At 70.3% G+C, this 6,377-nt stretch carries 3 protein-coding genes; all 3 read left to right on the top strand.

Translation table 11 applies throughout. The features are described from left to right. On the top strand, nucleotides 1-2,093 hold a 2,093-nt coding region (locus tag J1C73_RS11305; protein ID WP_207316242.1), incomplete at its 5' end, for a GH92 family glycosyl hydrolase. A 218-nt stretch (nucleotides 2,094-2,311) separates the two neighbouring features. Beyond that, entirely contained in the window at nucleotides 2,312-5,575 is a 3,264-nt protein-coding gene (locus J1C73_RS11300) for a LamG-like jellyroll fold domain-containing protein (protein ID WP_242644016.1), read from the top strand. 106 nt (nucleotides 5,576-5,681) lie between these two features. Then, entirely contained in the window at nucleotides 5,682-6,194 is a 513-nt protein-coding gene (locus J1C73_RS11295) for a GNAT family N-acetyltransferase (protein ID WP_242644015.1), read from the top strand. The last annotated feature ends 183 nt before the right edge of the window (nucleotides 6,195-6,377 follow it).

The following is a 6,377-nucleotide window of genomic DNA, read 5'->3' as shown; positions in this document are numbered from 1 at the left end:
GTGACATCCCGATCATGCCGTTCGTCGGGGACGTCACCTCGTCGCCGTCGGCCGACACCAAGGACGCCGTCTACGCCGCGAACTTCTCGCACGACGACGAGCGCGCCGTGCCCGGCCGCTACACCGTCGGTCTCGACTCCGGAGCCACTGCGGACCTCGCGGTGAGCCGCCGCGCGGGCGTGGCCGACTTCGGCTTCCCGGCAGGAAAGCCCGCCAGTCTCCTCTTCCGGGTCTCGAACTCGCTCAACGGCAGCGAGGACGCCCAGGTCGAGATCGACGCCGCGCACCGCAAGGTCACCGGCTCGGTGCTCACCGGCGCGTTCTGCGGACGGCGGGCCAACGGAGGCACCAACAACCGCAAGAGCTACTACCGGCTCTACTTCAGCGCCTCGTTCGACCGCGCCTTCTCCACCACCGGCACCTGGAAGGACGGCACGCTCGCCCCGGGCTCGACCGCCGGCAGCGGCGGCGAGGGCTATGCCACCGGAGCGGACCGGGCCGGACGCGGATCGGGCGGCTGGGTCGGCTTCGACACCGCCTCCGGCACCGATGTCCACATGCGGATCGGCATCTCCTACGTCAGCCAGGCCGGCGCCGAGGCCAACCTGCGCACCGAGATCGCCCCGCACGCCGGGGTGGACGACGTGGCAGCCGCCGCGAGCCGGACCTGGGACCGGGAGCTGAACTCGGTACGCACGGGCGGCGGCACCGAGGCGCAGCGCACCACCTTCTACACCGCGCTGTACCACTCCCTGATGCAGCCCAACGTGATCAGCGACACCGACGGCCGCTACCCGGGCATGGACGGCGCACCGCACCGGGTGGAGCGCGGACAGGGGGCGCAGTACAGCAACTTCTCCGGCTGGGACCAGTACCGGGCGCAGATACAGCTGCTCGCCCTGCTCAAACCGGAGATCGCCGGGGACTTCGCCCAGTCGCTCCACAACTTCGCCCGGCAGAACGGCGGCGTGTGGGACCGCTGGGTGCACATCAACGGCGCCACCCATGTCATGACCGGTGACCCCACCGCGGCCACCCTCGCCACGTTCTACGCCATGGGGGTACGGAACTTCGACTACAAGGGCGCCTACGAGTCGCTGGCGCGCCAGGCGACCGTCCCCGTCGACGACGGACTCTCGGACGCCGGCTGTCCGGGCCAGTGCACCGGCCAGCGGCCCAACCTGGCCCAGTACCTGGAGTCCCACTACGCACCGCAGGACGTCTGCCACTGCTGGGGCGGTGCCGCCGAGACCCTGGAGGACGCGGTCGCCGACGACGCGCTCGGCCGCTGGGCCGCTCTGCTCGGCCGCGACAAGGAGGCCAAGGCGTTCAAGGAGCGCGGTGGCTGGTGGCGCAACGTGTTCAACGCCCAAGCCACCGACGGGGCAGGCACCGACGGCTACATCCAGGCCCGCAACCTCGACGGCTCCTGGGTCTCCCCGTTCGCTCCGGGCAGCGAGCTCGGTTTCGCGCAGGGCACCAGCGCCACGTACACCTGGATGGTGCCGCAGGACGTCCAGGGGCTGGCCGAGGCGATGGGCGGCCGGGACATCGCGGCGCAGCGCCTCGACGGCTTCTTCCACAAGGCGGACGGCTCGTGGTCGGTGAAGGGCGGCGACTCCGTGCGCTACGACCCGACCAACGAGCCCGGTATCCACGCCCCTTGGCTCTACAACGCGCTCGGTCAGCCGTGGAAGACCCAGGCGACCGTCCGCGAGATCCTGAACACGGTCTACGGCACGGGCCCGCGCGGTCTGCCCGGTAACGACGACCTGGGCACCATGTCCGCCTGGTACGTCTTCTCCGCGCTGGGGCTGTACCCGCAGTCCCCGGGCGGCGGCGCGATGCTGCTGGGTGCCCCGCTGTTCCCGAGGGCCGTCATCGACCGCCCGCACGGCAGGGACATCACGATCACCGCCCCGGCCGCCGACGCCAGGCACGCGTACGTCGACGCGGTGACGGTCAACGGCAGGCGGAGCGACCGCTCGTGGACGGACGCGAGCCTGCTCGCCAGGGGCGGCACGCTGGCCTACCGCCTCTCCGAGAAGGCGAACACCTCCTGGGCCACGAATCCTTCGGGGCTGCCGCGGTAGTCGCGCGCGCACTCGGCGGCGGGCCCCCGCGACCGATCGCGGGGGCCCGCCGCCACCCAGGGCGGCCGGTGGCACCTCATCTTTCTATCGTTGAAAATTTCCTGTGCACGACTGTTGTTTTGCGTTTGACGCTGTGGCTCAATGTTCGATTATGTGCTGTGCCTCACAGGTTTGAGGCACTTCAGCTCTCTCGACAGGACGACGCCTTGAGACGACAAATGCCCCGACCCCGCGCTCTGTTCAGAACGGTGGCCTGCGCCGCCGCGCTGCTGATTCCCGTCGGGGCCACTCTGGTCCCCGCCGCCGCTGCCGCCCCTGCCGCCACCGTCGCCTCCGTGACGGGGGCAGACAATCCGGCCACCGCCGTGCACGGGCTGAAGGGCGAGTACTTCAGCATGTCGGCGCCCGGCGCGAGGGACTTCGGCAAGCTCGGTGGAGTCGCCCTCGACCCGGAGATCAACTTCCCGGGCCTCACGGGCACGTTCGAGTCCACGACCGGCCGGACCGAGAACACCACCGCACGCTGGACCGGCAGCATCCAGGCGCCCGAGACCGGCGACTACACCTTCTCCGCGAGCGGCGACAACGGCTTCCGGCTGTTCATCGACGGCAAGGTGGTCATCGATCACTGGGAGCCCGACTGGGACAACGAGCAGACCAGCGAGCCGTTCGCGCTGAAGGCCGGTGAGCCGCACGAGTTCAAGCTGGAGATGTTCCAGGACACCGGCGGCGCCAACATGTTCCTGCGCTGGTCCGGCGCGAAGCTACCGAAGCAGATCGTGCCCGAGTCGGCCTTCACCCCGCCGGCCGACTTCGAGGTCTACCCGGTCGGGCTGGGCGTCGCGAGCGACGGGCAGAAGCTCCGGGCGACGTTCGACGACAAGGTCGGCAACCTCTCCCAGGTGAAGGACCACCTCAGGATCGAGGCCGACACCTCACCGATCCCGGTGAAGTCCGTCGCCCGCGCGTCCGGCAACGCCAAGGCGCTGACCGTCACCCTGGCCGCGCCCGTCCAGAAGGGCCAGCAGGTCCGCGTCGCGTACGACGGCAAGGGCGGCCTCACGGCAGGCGGCAAGGCCGTCCCCGAGATCAGCCGCACGGCCAGGAACCTCTCCACGCACCGGCTGACCACGGCCTGGGGCGACAAGCTCGACCGCAACCACCCGCTGCCCGAGTACCCCCGGCCGCAGCAGGTCCGCGACCAGTGGCAGAACCTCAACGGCCCATGGGAGTTCGCCGGAGCCGCGGCGGGTGAGCAGCCCGTGTTCGGGAAGAAGCTCGGCGAGCGCATCACCGTGCCGTTCCCCGTCGAGTCGCAGCTCTCCGGTCTTGAGCGCCACGAAGACCACATGTTCTACCGCAAGCTCGTCACCGTGCCGAAGAAGTGGTCCGTGGACCAGGGCAAGGGCAAGGACGGCAACCGGCTGAAGCTCAACTTCGGCGCCGTCGACTACCAGGCCCGCGTATGGGTCAACGGCAAGCAGGTCGCCGAGCACACCGGCGGCTACACCTCCTTCAGCGCCGACATCACCGACGCGGTCAAGGGCAGTGGCCCGCAGGAGATCGTCGTCGCGGTCACCGACACCACCGGTGACGACCAGCCGAAGGGCAAGCAGTCCCGCAACCCCGGCGGCATCGTCTACACACCGTCCTCCGGTATCTGGCAGACCGTCTGGATGGAGCCGGTCGCCCCCGCCTCGGTGGACACCCTGACGACCACCCCCGACATCGACAAGGGCCGCTTGGCCCTGACGGTCAACTCCGCCGAGGCCTCGGCCGGTGCGCGGATCACGGCCGTCGCCCGGGACAAGAAGGGCAAGGTCGTCGGCACGGTCACCGGCCCGGCCAACAGCGCGCTGAGCCTGCCCGTCAAGAAGCAGCACCTCTGGACCCCGGACGACCCCTACCTGTACGACCTCGAGGTCACCCTCACCGACGGCCGCTCCAAGGACACCGTCGACAGCTACTTCGGTATGCGCTCCCTCGGCATCCAGAAGGTCGGCGGCTACCAGAAGCTGGTGCTCAACGGGAAGCCGTTCTTCTCCCTCGCCATGCTGGACCAGGGCTTCTGGCCCGACGGCCTCTACACCCAGCCGAGCGACGCCGCACTGACCTTCGACCTGAAGGCGCAGAAGGAGCTCGGCTTCAACGCGGTGCGCAAGCACATCAAGGTGGAGTCGGCGCGCTGGTACTACCACGCGGACCGGCTCGGCCTGCTGGTCTGGCAGGACTTCGTCTCCTCCGACATCACCGGCGAGAAGGGGCAGCAGGCCTTCCTCTCGCAGGGCAAGCAGATGATGGAACAGCTGCACAACTCGCCCTCGATCGGCGGCTGGATCGTCTTCAACGAGGGCTGGGGCGAGTGGGACCGCACCGAGACCGGCAAGATCACCGAGGCGGTCAAGGCCGCCGACCCCTCCCGCGTCGTCAACGCGCACAGCGGTGTCAACTGCTGCTCGTCGAAGGGTGACTCGGGCAAGGGCGACATCATCGACCACCACGACTACGTCAACAACGACGCACCGTTCCCGGACGACCGGGCGGCGATGGACGGTGAGCACGGCGGCTTCACGCTCCGTACCGCAGGCCACATGTGGCCGGGTGCCCCCGCGGCGATCTACAGCGGGGTCGCGGACAAGGACGCCCTCACGGCCAAGTACGTCGACAACACGCGTACGTACTACCTGGCGGCTGCCGGAGCCGAACTGTCCGGCTCGGTGTACACCCAGGTCAGCGACCTGGAGAACGAGCTGAACGGCCTCTACACCTACGACCGGCGCGAGATCAAGGTCGATCCCAGGAAGGTCCGGCAGATCAACGAGCAGGTCATCGCGGCCGGTGCGGCCGCCGGCCACCGCGACGAGGTGAAGGGCGGCGCCGCCTGGAACCTCGACGAGGGCAAGGGCACCAAGGCGAGCGACCAGGGCCCCAACCGCATCCCGCTCACCCTCTCCACCGGCACCACCTGGACGCCCGGCGTCCAGGGCTCGGCGCTGAAGTTCAACGGCGAGGGCCAGTACGCCCAGACGGCGGGCCCGGTCATCGACACCACCGGCGACTACACCGTCTCGGCCTGGGCCTCGCTCGACGCGCTGCCCGGCAACTACGCGACGGTGGTCAGCCAGGACGGCCGCCGTACGGAGAATCCGTTCTATCTCCAGTACGGACAGGGCGCGTTCGCCTTCAGTACCCCGGGCGGGAAGCGGGCGCGGGCGGAGATGACGCCCGAAACCGGCAAGTGGTACCACCTGGTGGGCGTGCGCGACGGCGACGAGCTGAAGCTGTACGTCGACGGCAGCCTCGCGGCCACGGCCCCGGCCGGCTCCGCGGACGTCAGCACCGGCCCGCTCTCCGTGGGCCGCGCGCAGTACGCGGGCGAGAAGGGCGACTTCTGGAACGGCTCCATCGACCAGGTCAAGGTGTACGACAAGGCCCTGACCGCCGACGAGGTGAGCGCGCAGCACGGCGCCGAACAGCCGTAGCGGGTCCGCCGCGGTGACCCGTTGCCTGCCGTCGCACAGGTGCGACGGCAGGCAACGGCATGCCCCCGGCAGCCGGTCCGGGCCCGGGGCGTGTGAGGATCAAGGGATGGAAGAGCCAGGAATCCGTCGCCGCCGCGACGACGACATGACGGCGTGCGTCGAGGCGCTGGCCACCGTGCACGAGAGGGACCGCTACCCGGCGCGGTGGCCGGCCGACCCGGGCAGTTGGCTGACGCCCGACGGTCTGCTCGACGCCTGGGTGGCCATGGACGGCACGGACGTCCTGGGGCATGTCGCCCTCACCCGGACCGGCCATGCGATGGCCGCGGAGGTGGGGCTTTCGCCGGACGAACTGGCTTCGGTGTCAAGGCTGTTCGCCACGGCGTCGGCCCGGCGGCGCGGCGTGGCGAGTGCGCTGCTCGCGACGGCGACGACAGCTGCGGCAGCCGGGGGTCTGCGGCTGGTCCTGGAGGTGGAGGACGGTGGCGGGCCCGCTGTCGCGCTCTACGAGGGCGCCGGCTGGCGCCTTGTCTCCAGCCGCTCGGGCGACTGGACGACGGCCGACGGACGGACGGCGCTGCTGCACACGTACCTCGCACCGGGCACTACGGCGCGGTAGCGCGGGGGCCGTGACGGACCTGCGGCCCGGACGTGACGCCTGCGCGTCGCTTCCGGGCCGAAGGGCGCGGTGCGGGAGGCAGGACGCCCAGGGGGCCTCCACCGCACATGTGGTGTCCTCGGTGAACGTGACCGGGTTGTCCCAGGCGTGTGTGCCGCCCGGCGTGGCCGGCCACACCTCCGA

Source organism: Streptomyces laculatispora (genome assembly GCF_017353455.1).
GTDB lineage: Bacteria > Actinomycetota > Actinomycetes > Streptomycetales > Streptomycetaceae > Streptomyces > Streptomyces laculatispora.
The sequence above is the reverse complement of the archived record's forward strand: the minus strand, read 5'-3'. Positions and strand labels throughout refer to the sequence as shown.

Coding starts and splice junctions, on each gene's coding strand:
- J1C73_RS11295 (WP_242644015.1), top strand. CDS start 5,682: ATGGAAGAGCCAGGAATCCGTCGCCGCCGCGACGACGACATGACGGCG.
- J1C73_RS11300 (WP_242644016.1), top strand. CDS start 2,312: ATGCCCCGACCCCGCGCTCTGTTCAGAACGGTGGCCTGCGCCGCCGCG.